The organism is Pseudomonas sp. 6D_7.1_Bac1 (assembly GCF_025465945.1).
GTDB lineage: Bacteria > Pseudomonadota > Gammaproteobacteria > Pseudomonadales > Pseudomonadaceae > Aquipseudomonas.
Genome location: NZ_JANLNW010000009.1, coordinates 86,066 through 103,503, shown reverse-complemented (window position 1 = coordinate 103,503; position 17,438 = coordinate 86,066). Strand labels below are relative to the sequence as shown.

Sequence of the window (17,438 nt, the reverse complement as noted above, 5' to 3'; positions counted from 1 at the left end):
CTGCACCTCAATACGGCAGCGTCACGACCATCAGCAAACACGACCGTGCGCAGGCACAATTACTGAATATCCAGATTGCGCTTACCCTGCCCAACACGATTGCGAATCAACCGCCAACCACTAAACAAGAACAACACCAGCAGCGTCCAGAAAACCCCGTGATCATAAAAAATCGGCCCCTCGCCAGGCAACTGCGAAAAATGATAGCCCACAATGCCCCCCGTGATAGCGAGAGAACCAATACTTGCACTTACATTCAGCGGAAGAGATGCAAACAGCCCCAAAATAATCGAAGCAAAAATCAACCCCATCAAAGCAACAGGCCACCCGCCCAGCGCATAAGCCGATATATGAACAGCGGCTGGAGCCGTGCCTCGCCCTTTGAAATTGTCGTTGAAAATCCGACTGTAGATATAGGTACTAGGACGGCACTCCTTGCCAATTTTCGCCTGTGCGAGAACACCACCGCACACCGTCCCTTCAGTCGTAAATACCTGATAATAGTACGGATAAATAATCGCCATCCGATTGACTACGTTAAAGAGCAGCATTGGCGCATTTTCAGCGGCCGCCTCCCCAACATTCATTACATTATCAACGACACTGGAATGCTTCTTGTCTTCCTGAGTTGCCACCGCTTCGGCAACCTTGCCACTGTGTTCTTCAATGACACCTAACCCATCCTCTAGCGGCATCGTCGTCTCAGTCTGCTCATTTCGCACAGAAGGGATAGAGGGAATAGAGGGAATAGAGGGAATAGAGTCGATGGTTTCTTCTGGCGCGGGAACAACACTCTCAACTACAGGAACCACCGCAACCGGCGGTACAAGCCTGAATACAAAAGCAGAAACCAGGAAATACATAATAACAAGCAGCACTCCCCCCATGACCGTTTTCAAATATGCATATCGCTTAGCATATACAAAAACCGCCAACACCAACCCTGCATAAAAAATCAGAATAGGCCATTTCATATTGAGCAACGTCAGGAAAACCGACATCAAAATGGCGTTAACAACAGTAACAACAAGCCAGAATTTACCCTTCTCAAGCATCCATCTAACCAAAGAATAAATGGACAAGTAATGAAGCACTGACATGAGCACAGCTATCGGAGCAAAGCCAAGCTGATTCCTGATCTGAAATCGTGCCTCTACAGACGAAACCGAATCGGTCCCCGCCAGAAACAATGAAAACGCATCAGCCTTTACCAACGAATACAGCACAAAAGCATAACTAAGGGTCACAACAAAGCAGTATTCGGATTTTGAAAAATCGAAAAACTGCCTAGCCCCTCTCTCTAAAACTTTACCCAGCGCCCCACGAACCAGGACGATGACTATAGGAGTAACCAAAAAAGGCAAAAATAATAAAAACCAATACCCGGCGCTGAATAAGGTCTCAAAACCTAGAATATTAGCTGTATAGGGTTCCTTCTCTAAGAGAGCTCTCCCGAAAGGAAGCCAATATATTATATTCCCGAGAACCACCGTAACAAAATACGCGGCCAGGAACACAACCGGGGCCAAGTTCCTAGAAATCCAGAGTCTTAGTTTATCAAGAAAAATCATTTCCAATGCATCCTACTTAGGAATACTCAGTGAACATCATCCATACAACACAGAAGTACCAGTACTACACTCTGTCCCTGCGACAAGGCAATCCATGCCTAAGCCCGACAATAGATCGGACGGTTGAGCAAATTACACAATGTGACAACACGTCACGCCATCATACAGTGGCCTTCATGAATTCGCTCCACCTCACACCTTTCCAAAGAGAAAAAAGCGAGACAACCGCAAACCCAACCAGCCAAAAAACTGATTTTTCCCACCAGAGCAAGGAGCCCCCAACATTCTCCAGCCCCATATAAAAAACATAACCGATAAAAAAGGCTAAAGACGATATCAACGCTGGCAACGTAAAGCTGCGATACAGATCGAGGCGCTTAAACATACTCGTGGTGACCAAAACAAAGTAGAGTGTTTGAGCCAACAAAACACCAAGCGACACGCCATAAAGCCCCCAGTACCGCCCACCAATCCAGGCAAATAACATCGAGACAAGCGCGGAAACCATTGAAAGATAAGCCAGCAGTTTCATTCTGCGATGCACTTCAAGGCGCTTTTGAAAATACACAGACGTACTATTCAAAAAAACACCAGAAAATGAAAAAAGAATAACCACTTTGGACGCCTCTATGGTTTTCCCCGTTACTCTTTCAAAAAAATCAAACCCAACAAAGTACAGCGCACACCAGAGAAGTGAAAACGCAACAATTAAAAAACTCGAAGAGCTTTCAATTATTCTGACAGCAAAAACACCTTCTCTAAATCTTTTGATTACAAATGGGTGGACCATCATTAACAAAGGCATGCTCAACAACCCAGCGCCGCCCACAAACAAATCCTTCAAGGACAGGTATGAATCACCATGTTCAATACCATAATAACCTATCGCGAACCGGTCAGAACCAGCCACCACCAGCATACCGAGGATCCATGGCGACAAAGCAGCGCCATACTGATAGATCAATCTCAAATTATCTTTAAATACATCGACATTTGAAAAAGGATTACAAACACCAAATTTTTTCAGAATAACGAACAACAAGAAGAACGCAGCGATGAAGTAACCCGCCGACAGAGCCAGAAGCGCATATCTGAAATCAACATCAAGAAACTGAAAAAAGGCGACGATCAACAGAATCTGAGCAAGCGCCTGCAACAACACCGCCACCAGCTGCTGCTTAACCAGGAAGTCCGCCTGACATGCAGACGAGAGAAAGAAAAACAATATCTGACCGAAGCACAACAGCCAAACACAAATAAAAACATATTGCTCAAAAACAAAAAAAACGGAAACCGTCGCTGCCAAAAGCGAAGCAACAGGAGCAATAAGGAGAATGACGGAAACACAATTAGAGACAAATACTCTTTTGTCTTCCACCCCAGTGTAATAATATATAAACGAGTTACCCACCCACCCAGCACTTAACTGAGCGGCAATTAACGAGCAAAACAAACTCACCGAATAGCTTACATATTGCCCAGCAGGAAAGTACTTATACAGAAAAAAAATCAGGAAAATCCCTGACAGTGCAGGCACCATTTTTACTGGTACATACAGAAGAAGCTTTCGAAGAAAAACATTCATATTCATCTAGTATCGATCAACTCATCTTCCGCACAGTACGCGCCACATAGTTGAAACAACTAATCAAGGGCAACACTTTAAACAACATCACAAGAAACTCCAACATCTGTCGAAGCTTCCGCCAGGCCACTTCGACCCATGCACACCAAAAACCAAAACGCAATATCAGGCGCCACTACACAACCACCCGATGCAAGCAGCACTGGATAGCGCTCACATACGTAGACTTTTGTGGACTCCTGACAAATGCACCCAATAGATAAAAACTATCGAAAAGCACTAAAACAAGCCGATTCACTATTTCATCGATTGATATATCAGTGCCGGGCACTTAAGAATATCGCGAGGAGGATCGCATGTTTGCGATTTGTAGGCAAGGCGCTATCCCCCCGCCTATCAAGAAGGTGAGGATAGGCAGGCAACGCAAAAAAACACTAGCGTACTATTTGATCAGGACTGCCATTACTCACCTTTAATGACAGAAAAGCGCTGGAATAGCGGCGCCAAGCACATCAATTGCGAGTCGTCTCAGCAACCTCGGCCTCGTAACAGGGATCTCAAAGCTCCAGGCTTTCGGTAGCGCAGCATCATGAATAAGCAGCACCCTGCCCTGACTATCGAGCAACTACCAATAAAGCGCCTCTACCGACTGGAGGTATATGAGTCAAGCCAAGTGCTTGCGGCGAACCCGCGCGATACGGCCATATAACCAGGCAATACAGGGACCGATCAACATCCCAACCAACAATGCTATTACCACGACAACAGATACAGGCAATTGCGGACCTGTCCAACCGAAGAACAACAAGGAAACAGCCTGCTGATTCTCAAGAACGAACCCCAGGATCGCCAAGATAAGCAGAAGAACAAAAACCACGAAGACAACGCGCCTGAGACTACGCATGAACCGCCCCTTGAATCAACACTGTCAAACCCCATCCTCCTCGTCTTCGTTCACTCGATCTCGCAGCTCTTTGCCCGGCTTGAAATGAGGAACAAACTTTCCATCGAGACTTACAGACTGACCGGTCTTCGGATTACGGCCGACACGCGGCGCACGATAGTGCAATGAGAAGCTGCCAAAGCCGCGGATTTCGATTCGATCACCGGTGGCCAAGCATTGGGACATTTGTTCAAGCATAGTCTTGATGGCCAGCTCGACATCCTTGGATGAGAGCAGCCCCTGATGGGTGACAATTCGTTCGATCAACTCCGACTTCGTCATATTTTTCCCTTCTTTTTCAAGCAGCTAGATCAGCGCTTCAAAGGTTTTAGCATGCTCGAAGGATTTTGAACAGCCTATACATTGACTTATCTGCGTTACCTCGCAGAGGCTGCGAACCTCTCCCTCCCGGAGAGTCAACACACCCGCCCCCTCCACGCCCAGAGATGTACCGAGCCGTTACCTGCAGATGATCAGCATCGTGCGAGTGAGGTAACCCGCCGGATTCCAGCCAAAAGGATAATCACCACCCTCTTCTTTGGCATCACTGGACCTGCCTATGACCCTGTACCCCTCTGCCTTACATTCCCGCGCAGCACGCTTGTAACACTGATCCCAATCTGATCCGAGCCCCGAACAATCGATCTCTATACCGCTTACGCCGCGTACAACATGAGTTTTGGCGTTGGTGGTACACCCCACCAAAAGCAGCACTGCCAGCGTGACAATGAGCGTGTTCATTCCCTTCCTTATGCTAGGCACCAGACCCGACCAACATTCAGTTCAAGCTAAAGCCTAGCTCTGAATAGACGATTGATACGCCTGAACAATAGATGACCTTACACAAGCATTGCCCCCCACCCCTGAACAGCCCCCTCAAATCGCAGGCACAAAAAAGGGCGACCGAAGTCGCCCTTTTTCTATGGTCTGACAGAACTTAGTTCTGTTTTTCCATTTGTGCACGCAACAGGTCGCCCAGAGTGGTAGGACCAGCAGCGATGCTGTCCGAGGCTGGCTTGTCGCGCAGGCTCTGGATAGCTTCTTTCTCGTCTTCAACGTCTTTCGACTTGATCGAGAGCTGGATTACGCGGCTCTTGCGGTCAACGCTGATGATCTTGGCTTCAACTTCTTCGCCTTCTTTCAGAACGTTGCGCGCATCTTCGATACGGTCACGGCTGATTTCGGAGGCTTTCAGAGTAGCTTCGATATCGGTAGCCAAAGTGATGATGGCGCCTTTAGCGTCAACTTCTTTCACGATGCCTTTAACGATTGCGCCTTTGTCGTTCTCTTGAACGTACTCGGAGAACGGATCGCTTTCCAGTTGCTTGATACCCAGGGAGATACGCTCGCGCTCTGGGTCAACCGACAGGATAACGGTGTCCAGCTCGTCGCCCTTCTTGAAACGACGTACGGCTTCTTCGCCCACTTCGTTCCAGGAGATGTCGGACAGGTGAACCAGACCGTCGATGCCGCCGTCCAGACCAATGAAGATACCGAAATCGGTGATCGACTTGATGGTGCCGGAGATTTTATCGCCCTTGTTGAACTGGCCAGAGAAATCTTCCCAAGGGTTAGATTTGCACTGCTTGATGCCCAGGGAGATACGACGACGCTCTTCGTCGATGTCCAGAACCATAACTTCCACTTCGTCGCCGACTTGTACGACTTTCGAAGGGTGGATGTTCTTGTTGGTCCAGTCCATTTCGGAAACGTGTACCAGACCTTCAACGCCTTCTTCCAGCTCAGCGAAGCAGCCGTAGTCGGTCAGGTTGGTTACACGCGCGGTAACGCGAGTGCTTTCTGGGTAACGGGCTTTGATAGCAACCCATGGATCTTCGCCCAGCTGCTTCAGGCCCAGGGAAACACGATTGCGCTCGCGATCGTACTTCAGAACCTTGACATCGATCTCGTCGCCAACGTTGACGATTTCGGAAGGATGCTTGATACGCTTCCAAGCCATGTCGGTAATGTGCAGCAGGCCATCGACGCCACCCAGATCGACGAATGCGCCGTAATCGGTGAGGTTTTTGACGATACCTTTGACTTGTTGACCTTCCTGCAGGGATTCCAGCAGAGCTTCACGCTCGGCGGAGTTCTCGGCTTCGAGGACGCTACGACGGGAAACGACAACGTTGTTGCGTTTCTGGTCGAGTTTGATGACCTTGAATTCCAGCTCTTTGCCTTCCAGGTGCGTGGTGTCGCGCACTGGACGGACGTCAACCAGAGAACCTGGCAGGAACGCACGGATGCCGTTAACGTCGACAGTGAAGCCGCCTTTAACCTTACCGTTGATAACGCCCTTGACCACTTCTTCGGCTGCGAAGGCTGCTTCCAGAACGATCCAGCATTCAGCGCGCTTGGCTTTTTCACGGGACAGCTTGGTTTCACCAAAGCCGTCTTCAACCGAATCCAGCGCAACGTGAACTTCATCACCGACGTTGATGTTCAGTTCGCCAGCGTCGTTGTAGAACTGCTCAAGCGGGATGAGTGCTTCAGACTTCAGGCCAGCGTGAACGGTTACCCAGCGAGCTTGGTAATCGATATCAACGATAACACCGGTGATGATGGAGCCTGCCTGAAGGTTCAGGGTTTTTAGGCTTTCTTCAAAGAGTTCCGCAAAGCTTTCGCTCATTTTAATTCCTGTTGATAAGGGCGAAGAATACGCCCATCTGCCACATCCCAGACAATGTGGGTTACGTTTATATAAAAGAAGACCGCAGGACTATGACTGGTCCCCTGCAGTGCTTCTTGGTCACCCGGCGATATCGCGAATGGCGATCTCGCTCATGATGCGTTCCAGCACCTGATCGATGGACAACTCCGTGGAATCCAGCTGTATGGCGTCGACCGCCGGCTTGAGCGGGGCTACCGCTCGCTGGGTGTCACGCTCATCGCGCACACGGATCTCATCTAGCAGACTCGACAGACTAACACCCTCGACTTTGCCCTTCAACTGCAAATAACGACGGCGTGCCCGCTCCTCGGCGCTGGCGGTCAGGAAAATCTTCAATGGCGCGTCAGGAAACACGACTGTACCCATGTCGCGACCATCGGCCACCAACCCCGGCGCTTCCTGAAATGCCCGCTGGCGCTGCAGCAAAGCGTCACGCACCGCAGGCAGTGACGCCACTTGCGAAGCCCAGGCACCGACCTGCTCGTTGCGCAGATCGTCAGTGACATCGTCACCTTCAAGGATGATGCGCTGCGGATGACCTTCGGTCGCCCCGACGAACTGCACATCGAGATGAGCGGCCAGCAGCTTCAGCGACTCTTCATTGGTCAGGTCGACACCATGATTGCGCGCAGCAAATGCCAGCAAACGGTACAACGCACCTGAATCCAGCAAGCACCACCCCAGGCGCTTGGCGAGGATCCCGGCAATAGTGCCCTTGCCCGAGCCGCTCGGCCCATCGATGGTGATTACCGGAGCATGGCTGGTCACGACTGAGCCTCTTGAGCAACACGAATGCCGACTTGCGCGCACAACGCGAGGAAGTTCGGGAAGGAGGTCGCCACGTTGGCGCAGTCATGGATGCGGATCGGCGCATTGGCACGCAACGACGCAACGCTGAACGCCATGGCAATCCGGTGATCGCCGTGACCATGCACTTCGCCGCCGCCAATCTGGCCGCCGTCGATGATGATGCCGTCCGGGGTTGGCTCACACTTGACGCCCAGCGCCAGTAAACCATCCGCCATCACCTGGATACGATCCGACTCCTTGACGCGCAACTCTTCCGCACCACGCAGAATGGTCCGACCCTCTGCACAGGCCGCAGCCACGAACAGTACCGGGAACTCGTCGATGGCCAGCGGAACCAGCGCTTCAGGAATTTCGATACCTTTAAGCTTAGCCGCTCGTACACGCAAGTCAGCCACCGGCTCGCCGCCGACTTCACGCTGGTTTTCCAAGGTGATATCTGCGCCCATCAGACGCAAGATGTCGATCACACCGGTACGGGTCGGGTTGATACCCACATGCTCGAGCACCAACTCCGAACCTTCGGCAATCGACGCCGCCACCAGGAAGAACGCCGACGAGGAAATATCGCCAGGCACTTCAATGTGTGTCGCAGTCAGCTTGTGGCCGGATTCGACCGACGCTGTAGCGCCGTCAACGGTTACCGGGTAGCCAAAGCCGCGCAGCATGCGCTCGGTATGGTCGCGGGTTGGAGCAGGCTCGGTGACGGTGGTCTTGCCTTCGGCGTACAGCCCCGCCAGCAGCAGGCAGGATTTAACCTGAGCACTGGCCATCGGCATGGTGTAGGTCAGGCCCTTGAGCTTGTTGCCGCCACGAATGGTCATCGGTGGACGACCGTCTGCAGCCGTTTCGATCACCGCGCCCATCTCACGCAGCGGGTTGGCCACACGATTCATCGGACGCTTGGACAGCGACGCATCGCCAGTCAAGGTGCTGTCGAAGTTCTGCGCGGCCAGCAAGCCCGACAGCAGGCGCATCGAAGTACCCGAGTTACCCAAATAAATTGGCCCAGGAGCCGGTTTCAGCCCATGCAGGCCGACACCGTGAATGGTCACGCGACCATGGTGCGGACCTTCGATCACCACGCCCATGTCACGGAAGGCTTGCAAGGTCGCCAGGGCATCTTCGCCCTCAAGGAAACCTTCGACTTCGGTAACGCCCTCCGCCAGGGAGCCGAGCATGATCGAACGGTGGGAAATCGATTTGTCGCCTGGTACACGAATCCGCCCACTCAGGCGGCCACCAGGATTTGCCAGGAAAATCAGATCGTTGGAGTTCATAGCGTCCACATAGGCCCGGCGGGCCAGGATTTTACTGAAATGCTCGCGGGCAACCCGGGCGCGCGTAAAGACGCCCAACAGTTGGTGCCCGTCCCCTGCATCGACCGCGTCGCGCAAGGCGTCGAGATCACTGCGAAATGTATCGAGTGTGCGCAGAACAGCTTCGCGATTGGCGAGGAAGATGTCGTGCCACATGACCGGGTCACTGCCGGCGATTCTCGTGAAATCGCGGAAACCGCCCGCAGCGTAACGGAAGATTTCCAGATTTTCACTGCGTTTGGCCAACGAATCGACCAAACCGAACGCCAGCAAGTGCGGCAAATGGCTGGTCGCCGCCAACACTTCGTCGTGACGCTCGACCTGCATGTGCTCGACATCGGCACCCAATTCGCGCCAAAGCCGGTCAACGACCGCCAGGGCAGCCGGATCGGTTTGCTCAAGCGGCGTCAGAATCACTTTGTGCCGACGGAACAGCTGAGCGTTGGAGGCTTCTACCCCGCTCTGCTCGGAACCGGCGATCGGATGCCCCGGAACGAAGCGCGCCGGCATGCCGCCAAAGGCTTCGTTCGCCGCGCGTACCACGTTGCCTTTGGCACTGCCAACATCGGTCAGAATCGCCGACCCCAGATCCATGCCGGCCAACAACGCCAGCAATTTTTCCATCGCCAGGATCGGCACTGCCAACTGAATCACGTCCGCACCGCGACACGCGACGGCGAGGTCGTCTTCGCAACGATCCACCACGCCCAGCTCAACCGCCAGTTTTCGCGATTGCGGATCAAGATCGACACCAACCACTTCACGGCACAGCCCGCTTTCACGCAGGCCCTTGGCGAACGATCCACCGATCAGCCCCAGTCCGACCACCACCAGGCGACCGATCATAGGCACAGCAGGTTGCACGGCGATGACATCAACCACGAGCCAGAACCTTGGTCAGCGCCTCAAGGAAGCGACTGTTTTCAGCCGGCAGACCGATGGTGATGCGCAAGTGGTTCAGCATGCCGTAATTGGCCACCGGGCGCACGATCACACCCTCATGCAGCAAGCCCTGGAAAACCGGCGCCGCAACGCGCCCCAAATCCACGCAAATGAAGTTGCCCTTGGAAGGTATCCAGCTCAACCCCAATTCACGGAAACCCGCTTCCAGTTGCTGCATGCCGGATTCGTTCAGGCGACGACTTTCAGCCAGGTATTCCTCGTCCTGCAACGCCGCGCAGGCCGCAGCCAGAGCCAGGCTGTTGACGTTGAATGGCTGACGCACCCGGTTCAGCACATCGGCGACTACCGCAGTCGACAAGCCATAACCCACGCGCAACGCGGCCAGACCGTAGGCCTTGGAGAAGGTCCGGGAAACCAGCAGGTTCGGGTAGGCCGCAAGGAAATCCAGGCCATCCGGCAGATCGCTGCCTTCGGCGTACTCGATGTACGCCTCATCCAGCACCACCAGCACGCGCGCAGGCACGTCCTGCAGGAACTCATCCAGCGCCTCGGCACCGAACCAGGTCCCGGTCGGGTTGTTCGGGTTGGCAATGAACACCACACGGGTGTTGCTATCGATGGCTTCAAGCATGGCCGACAGGTCATGACCCCAGTCTTTGGCCGGAATCACTCGCGCCTCGGCACCCACAGCCTGAGTGACGATCGGATAGACCGCGAACGCGTGCTCACTGAACACCGCGTTGAGGCCTGGCGCCAGATAGGCGCGCGCGACCAGCTCAAGAATGTCGTTGGAGCCGTTGCCCAGCGTGACTTGATTGAGCTCGACGCGGCACTGCTCAGCCAGCAGGGTTTTCAGCGCAAAACCGTTGCCGTCCGGATAGCGAGTCAGCTCGGCCAGCTCTTCGCGAATCGCCGCCAGCGCCTTGGGACTGGCGCCCAGCGGGTTTTCGTTGCTCGCCAGCTTGACGATTTTTGCCGGATCGATGTCCAGCTCACGGGCCAATTCGTCCACGGGCTTGCCCGGAACGTAAGGCGAAAGTTGTTGCACGCCCGGCTGCGCCAGAGCGAGGAAGTCGCCACTCATTGTTAACGCCTTTAGAGAACTGCTTTCGGGTAGGAACCCAACACTTTAAGTGCTACTGCTTCCTGACTGATTTTCTCCAGCACACCTTTTACCAGCGGGTCGCGGTGGTGGCCGACGAAGTCGATGAAGAACACGTAGGTCCACTTGCCGCTGCGCGACGGACGGGTTTCGATCCGCGTCAAGTCGATGCCATTGTCATGGAACGGCACCAGTAACTCGTGAAGCGCGCCGGGCTTGTTGCTCATCGAGACAATGATCGACGTCTTGTCGTCGCCGGTCGGCGGTACTTCCTGGCTACCAATCATCAGGAACCGCGTGGAGTTGTCCGGGCGATCCTCGATTTTCTCGGCCAGACGCGTCAGACCGTACAAGTCTGCTGCCATGTCGCCGGCAATCGCCGCCGAGCTCCACTCACCCTTGACCCGCTTGGCCGCTTCGGCATTGCTCGATACCGCCACGCGTTCGACGTTCGGGTAATGTGCGTCCAGCCACTTGCGGCACTGCGCCAGCGACTGGGCATGGGAGTAAATGCGGCTGATGCTGTCGGTCTTGGTGTTTTCACCGACCAACAAGTGGTGGTGAATACGCAGCTCGACTTCGCCACAGATAACCATGTCGTGTTCAAGGAAGCTGTCGAGGGTATGGTTGACCGCGCCTTCGGTGGAGTTTTCCACAGGCACCACGCCAAAGTTCACCGCACCCGCGGCCACCTCACGGAACACTTCGTCGATCGCCGCCATTGGCTTGCTGATCACCGCGTGACCGAAGTGCTTCAGCGCCGCCGCCTGGGTGAAGGTCCCCTCAGGGCCGAGGTAAGCCACTTTCAGCGGCTGCTCGAGCGCCAGGCACGAGGACATGATTTCACGGAACAACCGCGCCATCTCTTCGTTACCCAGCGGCCCCTGGTTACGTTCCATCACACGCTTGAGCACCTGGGCTTCACGCTCAGGACGATAGAACACCGGCACTTCGCCTTCGGCCAGCGAGGCCATCTTTACTCGCGCGACTTCCTGGGCGCAGCGCGCACGCTCACTGATCAGCTCCAGGACTTTTTCGTCCAGAGCATCAATGCGCAGGCGCAGTGCCTTGAGTTCTTGCTCAGACATTAGCCGTGTTCCTTCTCGAACTCTGCCATGTACGCCACCAGCGCATTGACCGCGTTGATGTCGACGGCGTTGTAGATAGAGGCGCGCATGCCGCCTACCGAACGGTGACCCTTGAGGTTCAGCAGACCGCGTGCCTCGGCACCGACCAGGAACGGCTTGTCGAGGCGATCGTCAGCCAGACGGAACGGCACGTTCATCCACGAGCGGTCAGCCTTGTTGATCGGGTTGCTGTACAAGTCGCTGGCATCGATGAAGCCGTACAGCGTGCGCTGTTTGACCTCATTGAGCTTGCCAATGGCCTCAACACCACCCTGCTCTTTCAGCCATTCGAACACAAGACCGGACAAGTACCAGGCCAGGGTTGGCGGAGTGTTGTACATCGAGCCGTTGTCTGCCGCGACCTTGTAGTCAAGCATGGTCGGGCAGAACGAACGGGCACGACCCAGCAGGTCTTCACGCACGATGTTGACGACGATGCCGCTCGGGCCAATGTTTTTCTGGGCGCCGGCGTAGATCATGCCGAAACGCGAGACATCCACAGGGCGCGAGAGAATGTCCGAAGACATGTCGGCGACCAGCGGAACATCACCGGTTTCCGGGATCCACTGGAATTCCAGACCACCGATGGTTTCGTTCGGCGCGTAGTGCACGTAGGCCGCGTCTTGCGACAGCTTCCATTCGTTCTGACCGGGAATTGCGAAATAGTCGTAAGGCTTGGCGGTAGCGGCAACGTTGACGTGGCCGAAGCGCTGCGCTTCTTCAATGGCTTTCTGCGACCAGATACCGGTGTCGATATAGTCGGCCTTGCCGTTTTCCGGCAACAGGTTCAGAGGAATCTGAGCAAATTGCTGGCTGGCGCCGCCTTGCAGAAACAGCACTTTATAGTTCGAGGGGATATTCAGCAGGTCACGCAGATCCTGCTCGGCCTTGGTCGCAATGGACACGAACTCATCGCTGCGATGGCTCATTTCCATGACCGAGAGGCCTTTACCATGCCAGTCGAGCAACTCCGACTGGGCACGCAACAGGACAGCTTCAGGCAGCGCAGCGGGACCTGCGCAGAAGTTATAGGCTCGTTTGCTCACATCCACTCTCGCTATGCATTCACGGTAGCGGACAGAGCAAACACTCTGCCCTGCTACGATTTGGTTAGTCTTGCGGCTCTTCTTCGTCAGCTGCGTCAGCCTGCTGGCTTTCGACGGTGTCGTCCGGCTCGGTACCGGCATCCAGCACGACGCCTTCGAGCTCAGCACCCTCTTCGCCTTCCAGCACCTCGCCTTCGACTTCCGATGGTTCCTGAACCCGCTCCAGACCGACCAGTGTCTCATCGCTGGCCAGCTTGATCAGGGTCACGCCCTGGGTGTTACGACCCAGACTGGACACTTCGTCAACGCGAGTACGCACCAGGGTGCCCTGGTCGGAAATCAGCATGATTTCCTCGCCGTCGAGCACCTGGACTGCACCGACCAGACGGCCGTTACGCTCGTTGCTGACCATGGCGATAACGCCTTGACCGCCACGCTTGTACTCAGGGAACTCGGTGATGGCAGTACGTTTGCCGAAACCACGCGCCGACGCGGTGAGGATCTGGCTACCTTCTTCCGGGATCAGCATGGAAATCAGCTTCTGGCCTTCCGGCAGACGCATGCCACGGACACCGCGAGCGGTACGGCCCATGGCGCGAACGTCGGACTCTTTGAAGCGAGTCACCTTGCCGCCGTCGGAGAACAGCATGACTTCACGCTCGCCATCGGTGATGGCAGCGGAGATCAGTACGTCACCTTCGTCCAGTTCCAGCGCGATCAAGCCAACGCTGCGCTGACGACTGAAGGATTCCAGCGGGGTCTTCTTCACGGTGCCGTTGGCGGTAGCCATGAAGATGTAGTGACCTTCGGTGTATTCCTCGACCGGTAGCATGGTGGTGATGTATTCACCATCGTCCAGCGGCAGCAGGTTGACCAGCGGACGACCACGGGCGGCGCGGGATGCTTCAGGAATTTCGTAGGTTTTCAGCCAGTAGACCTTGCCCTTGCTGGAGAACAGCAGCAGCGTGGTATGGCTGTTGGCGACCAGCAGGTGAGCGATGTAGTCCTCATCCTTGACGCCGGTAGCCGACTTACCTTTACCGCCACGACGCTGAGCCTGGTACGCAGCCAATGGCTGGGTCTTGGCGTAGCCACCGTGGGAAATGGTTACGACGCGCTCTTCTTCCGGGATCATGTCACCCAGGGTCAGGTCCAGACGCGCATCGAGAATTTCGGTGCGACGCACATCGCCGTATTCGGCGCGGATCACTTCCAGCTCTTCACGGATCACTTCCATCAGGCGCGTGGCGCTGTTGAGGATGCGGATCAGCTCGCCGATCTGGTTGAGGATCTCTTGATACTCGGCCAGCAGTTTTTCGTGTTCCAGGCCGGTCAGACGGTGCAGACGCAGCTCCAGAATGGCTTGCGCCTGTTCTGGCGACAGGAAGTACTTGCCTTCGCGCAGACCGTATTGCGGGTCCAGGGTCTCCGGACGGCAAGAGTCAGCACCGGCGCGCTCAACCATCGCGACCACAGCGGAGGATTCCCACGGAGTGCTGATCAGCGCTTCCTTGGCTTCCGACGGGGTTGGCGAGGCTTTGATCAGGGCGATAACCGGGTCGATGTTCGACAGTGCAACAGCCTGACCTTCGAGAATGTGACCACGCTCGCGGGCTTTACGCAGTTCGAACACGGTACGACGGGTCACCACTTCGCGACGGTGACGAACGAAGGCTTCCAGCAGATCCTTGAGGTTCAGGATCCGCGGACGGCCGTCGATCAGCGCGACGATGTTGATACCAAACACCGCTTGCAGCTGGGTCTGGGCGTAGAGGTTGTTGAGGATGACCTCAGGCACTTCGCCGCGACGCAGTTCGATCACCACGCGCATACCGTCTTTGTCGGACTCGTCGCGCAGTTCGGTGATGCCTTCCAGCTTCTTCTCTTTGACCAGCTCGGCGATCTTCTCGATCAGACGCGCCTTGTTCAGTTGGTAAGGCAGTTCGGTGATGACGATCTGCTGACGGCCACCGACCTTGTCGATGTCTTCGATCATCGAGCGGGCACGCATGTAAATGCGGCCGCGACCGGTACGGTAGGCTTCGATGATGCCGGCGCGACCATTGATGATCGCGGCGGTCGGGAAGTCCGGACCCGGGATGTATTGCATCAGCTCATCGATGGTCAACTCGGGGTTGTCGATGAGCGCCAGGCAACCGTCGATGACTTCACCGAGGTTGTGCGGCGGAATGTTGGTCGCCATACCCACGGCGATACCGCTGGAGCCGTTGACCAGCAGGTTGGGAATACGGGTCGGCATGACCGCCGGGATCATTTCGGTGCCGTCGTAGTTCGGCACCCAGTCCACGGTTTCTTTATGCAGGTCAGCCAGCAGCTCGTGCGCCAGCTTGGTCATGCGCACTTCGGTGTATCGCATTGCCGCAGCGTTGTCGCCGTCGACCGAACCGAAGTTGCCCTGGCCGTCTACCAGCAGGTAACGCAGCGAGAATGGCTGCGCCATACGAACGATGGTGTCGTACACCGCGGTATCACCGTGCGGGTGATACTTACCGATCACGTCACCGACAACACGGGCAGATTTCTTGTACGGCTTGTTGAAGTCGTTACCCAGCTCGCTCATCGCGAACAGCACACGCCGATGCACGGGCTTCAAGCCATCGCGCGCATCAGGCAGTGCCCGACCGACAATTACGCTCATCGCGTAGTCGAGGTAGGACTGTTTCAGCTCGTCTTCGATATTGACCGGGAGGATTTCTTTGGCCAGTTCGCCCATGAGAAGCCTGATTCCTTTTTCTGGTGAAACTTCGTCACATCCATATGGGACGAACGAAGCTCGCCGCTGCAGGCTGAGTGCCAGCACCGACTTACGACAAATCAACGAGTTATGCCATGGATCTGCGCAGTAAAGGCAGCCACATCGGGCTACCTTGGAAACCGCCGGATGTTATCACAAGAGCCGCCACGCACCTATCCCCCTGATGCGCATGGAGCATAGTTAGTTGACCGGTGACAGGCGCAAAGAGGACGAGAGAGGCTTAGAGCCGTGGAGAATGCAGATTTCGGGGCAGGATGAGGGATGTTTATTGGCTGTAGGCCCCCTTCGCGAGCAGGCTCGCTCCCACATTGGATCTTTGTTGTGCCGACGATTGCGGTCACACCTCTTTCAACTGTGGGAGCGAGCCTGCTCGCGATAGCGATTTAGCAGGCGCCCGAGATCCTCAATGCAACCGCTTGCGGCACATCAACTGCGCCATCTTCGCGGCATCCGGCCGCTCGACGATGCCTTTTTCGGTGACGATAACGTCAATCAGGTCTGCCGGGGTAACGTCGAACACCGGGTTAAAGGCATCGACATCCGCCCCCACCCGCTTGCCGCCGACTTCCAGCAACTCGCGGCCATCACGCTCTTCGATCGGGATGTCGTCGCCACTGGCCAGATTCATGTCGATGGTCGAACTCGGCGCCACCACCATGAAACGCACACCGTGGTGCATGGCGTTGACCGCCAACTGGTAAGTGCCAATCTTGTTCGCCACGTCGCCGTTGGCAGTAATTCGGTCAGCGCCGACGATGACCCAGGTCACGCCCTTGGTTTTCATGATGTGCGCAGCGGCCGAGTCAGCGTTCAGGGTCACCGGGATACCTTCGTTCGCCAGCTCCCAGGCGGTCAACCGCGAGCCTTGCAGCCAAGGTCGGGTTTCGTCGGCGTAAACCCGCTCGACCATGCCTTCGAGGAACGCCCCACGAATCACCCCGAGCGCAGTACCAAAGCCGCCAGTGGCCAGCGCACCAGTATTGCAGTGAGTCAAAATCGCCTGGGCGTTGCCCTGATGCTTGCGGATCAGGTCTACGCCGAGTTGCGCCATGGTCAGGTTGGCTTCGCGATCACTTTCGTGGATCGCCAAGGCCTCTGCTTCAAGGGCTGCCAATGGATTGGCGTGATCCTTGAGCCGTTCCAGACGCTCACGCATGCGACCCAATGCCCAGAACAGGTTGACGGCGGTCGGCCGCGAATCCGCGAGCAGGGCAAAGTCTTCTTCCAGCGCCGCCTGCCAGTCACCGCCCTCGGCAAACCGGGCGCGCGCCGCCAACACCACGCCATAGGCGGCGCTGATGCCGATTGCCGGAGCACCACGCACCACCATCGAGCGAATCGCCTCAGCCACACCCGCAGCACTGGTGTAGGCAATCCAGGTTTCTTCGAACGGCAGAATGCGCTGATCCAGCAGATACAGGGCGCCGTCCCGCCAATCGATGGCCTTCACCTTCTCCGCAGCCAACAGTCGATTGCGCATCCCTCACCCCGCACTCATGAACAAAAGCCGCCGATTATAGCGATCCCCCCGCGAAGACGCTCGGGTATACTTCGCCATCTTTTATAAAAGCACTGGACCGAATCC

13 protein-coding genes are annotated in these 17,438 nt (G+C 55.6%); all 13 read right to left on the bottom strand.

Annotated features, from left to right (window positions below; all coding sequences use genetic code 11):
* Positions 1-59: 59 nt before the first annotated feature.
* Positions 60-1,571: a hypothetical protein gene (locus tag NTD87_RS03245; protein WP_262111830.1), complete on the bottom strand. Its 1,512-nt coding sequence runs from the start codon at positions 1,569-1,571 to the stop codon at positions 60-62.
* Between the two features lie 160 nt (positions 1,572-1,731).
* Positions 1,732-3,156, bottom strand: coding sequence for a lipopolysaccharide biosynthesis protein (locus NTD87_RS03240; protein ID WP_262111829.1), 1,425 nt, complete (start codon positions 3,154-3,156; stop codon positions 1,732-1,734).
* A 664-nt stretch (positions 3,157-3,820) separates the two neighbouring features.
* Positions 3,821-4,060 (bottom strand): LapA family protein, encoded by a 240-nt coding sequence (locus tag NTD87_RS03235; protein ID WP_262111827.1) that lies wholly within the window; start codon positions 4,058-4,060, stop codon positions 3,821-3,823.
* Positions 4,061-4,084: 24 nt separating this feature from the next.
* Positions 4,085-4,381: an integration host factor subunit beta gene (ihfB, locus tag NTD87_RS03230; protein ID WP_032888918.1), complete on the bottom strand. Its 297-nt coding sequence runs from the start codon at positions 4,379-4,381 to the stop codon at positions 4,085-4,087.
* A 177-nt stretch (positions 4,382-4,558) separates the two neighbouring features.
* Positions 4,559-4,840 carry a hypothetical protein gene (locus tag NTD87_RS03225; RefSeq protein ID WP_262111825.1) on the bottom strand — a complete coding sequence of 94 codons (282 nt, stop codon included), beginning with the start codon at positions 4,838-4,840 and terminating at the stop codon, positions 4,559-4,561.
* A gap of 196 nt (positions 4,841-5,036) precedes the next feature.
* Complete coding sequence (gene rpsA, locus NTD87_RS03220) at positions 5,037-6,731, bottom strand: 30S ribosomal protein S1 (protein WP_071554228.1); 1,695 nt, start codon at positions 6,729-6,731, stop codon at positions 5,037-5,039.
* Between the two features lie 120 nt (positions 6,732-6,851).
* A complete protein-coding gene (gene cmk / locus NTD87_RS03215; RefSeq protein ID WP_262111823.1) occupies positions 6,852-7,541 on the bottom strand; it encodes a (d)CMP kinase in 690 nt (229 codons plus the stop codon).
* Positions 7,538-9,745, bottom strand: a complete 2,208-nt coding sequence (locus tag NTD87_RS03210) for a bifunctional prephenate dehydrogenase/3-phosphoshikimate 1-carboxyvinyltransferase (protein WP_262111886.1) — start codon at positions 9,743-9,745, stop codon at positions 7,538-7,540. Before NTD87_RS03210 ends, cmk begins: the two co-directional genes overlap by 4 nt.
* Before the next feature lie 28 nt (positions 9,746-9,773).
* A complete protein-coding gene (hisC, locus tag NTD87_RS03205; RefSeq protein WP_262111821.1) occupies positions 9,774-10,886 on the bottom strand; it encodes a histidinol-phosphate transaminase in 1,113 nt (370 codons plus the stop codon).
* A gap of 11 nt (positions 10,887-10,897) precedes the next feature.
* Positions 10,898-11,992: a prephenate dehydratase gene (gene pheA / locus NTD87_RS03200; protein ID WP_262111820.1), complete on the bottom strand. Its 1,095-nt coding sequence runs from the start codon at positions 11,990-11,992 to the stop codon at positions 10,898-10,900.
* Positions 11,992-13,077 carry a 3-phosphoserine/phosphohydroxythreonine transaminase gene (gene serC, locus NTD87_RS03195; protein WP_262111819.1) on the bottom strand — a complete coding sequence of 362 codons (1,086 nt, stop codon included), beginning with the start codon at positions 13,075-13,077 and terminating at the stop codon, positions 11,992-11,994. The genes pheA and serC overlap by 1 nt, the downstream gene beginning before the upstream one ends.
* 64 nt (positions 13,078-13,141) lie before the next feature.
* Positions 13,142-15,811, bottom strand: a complete 2,670-nt coding sequence (gene gyrA / locus NTD87_RS03190; RefSeq protein ID WP_262111817.1) for a DNA gyrase subunit A — start codon at positions 15,809-15,811, stop codon at positions 13,142-13,144.
* 445 nt (positions 15,812-16,256) lie between these two features.
* Entirely contained in the window at positions 16,257-17,333 is a 1,077-nt protein-coding gene (mtnA, locus tag NTD87_RS03185) for an S-methyl-5-thioribose-1-phosphate isomerase (protein WP_262111816.1), read from the bottom strand.
* Positions 17,334-17,438 lie beyond the last annotated feature (105 nt).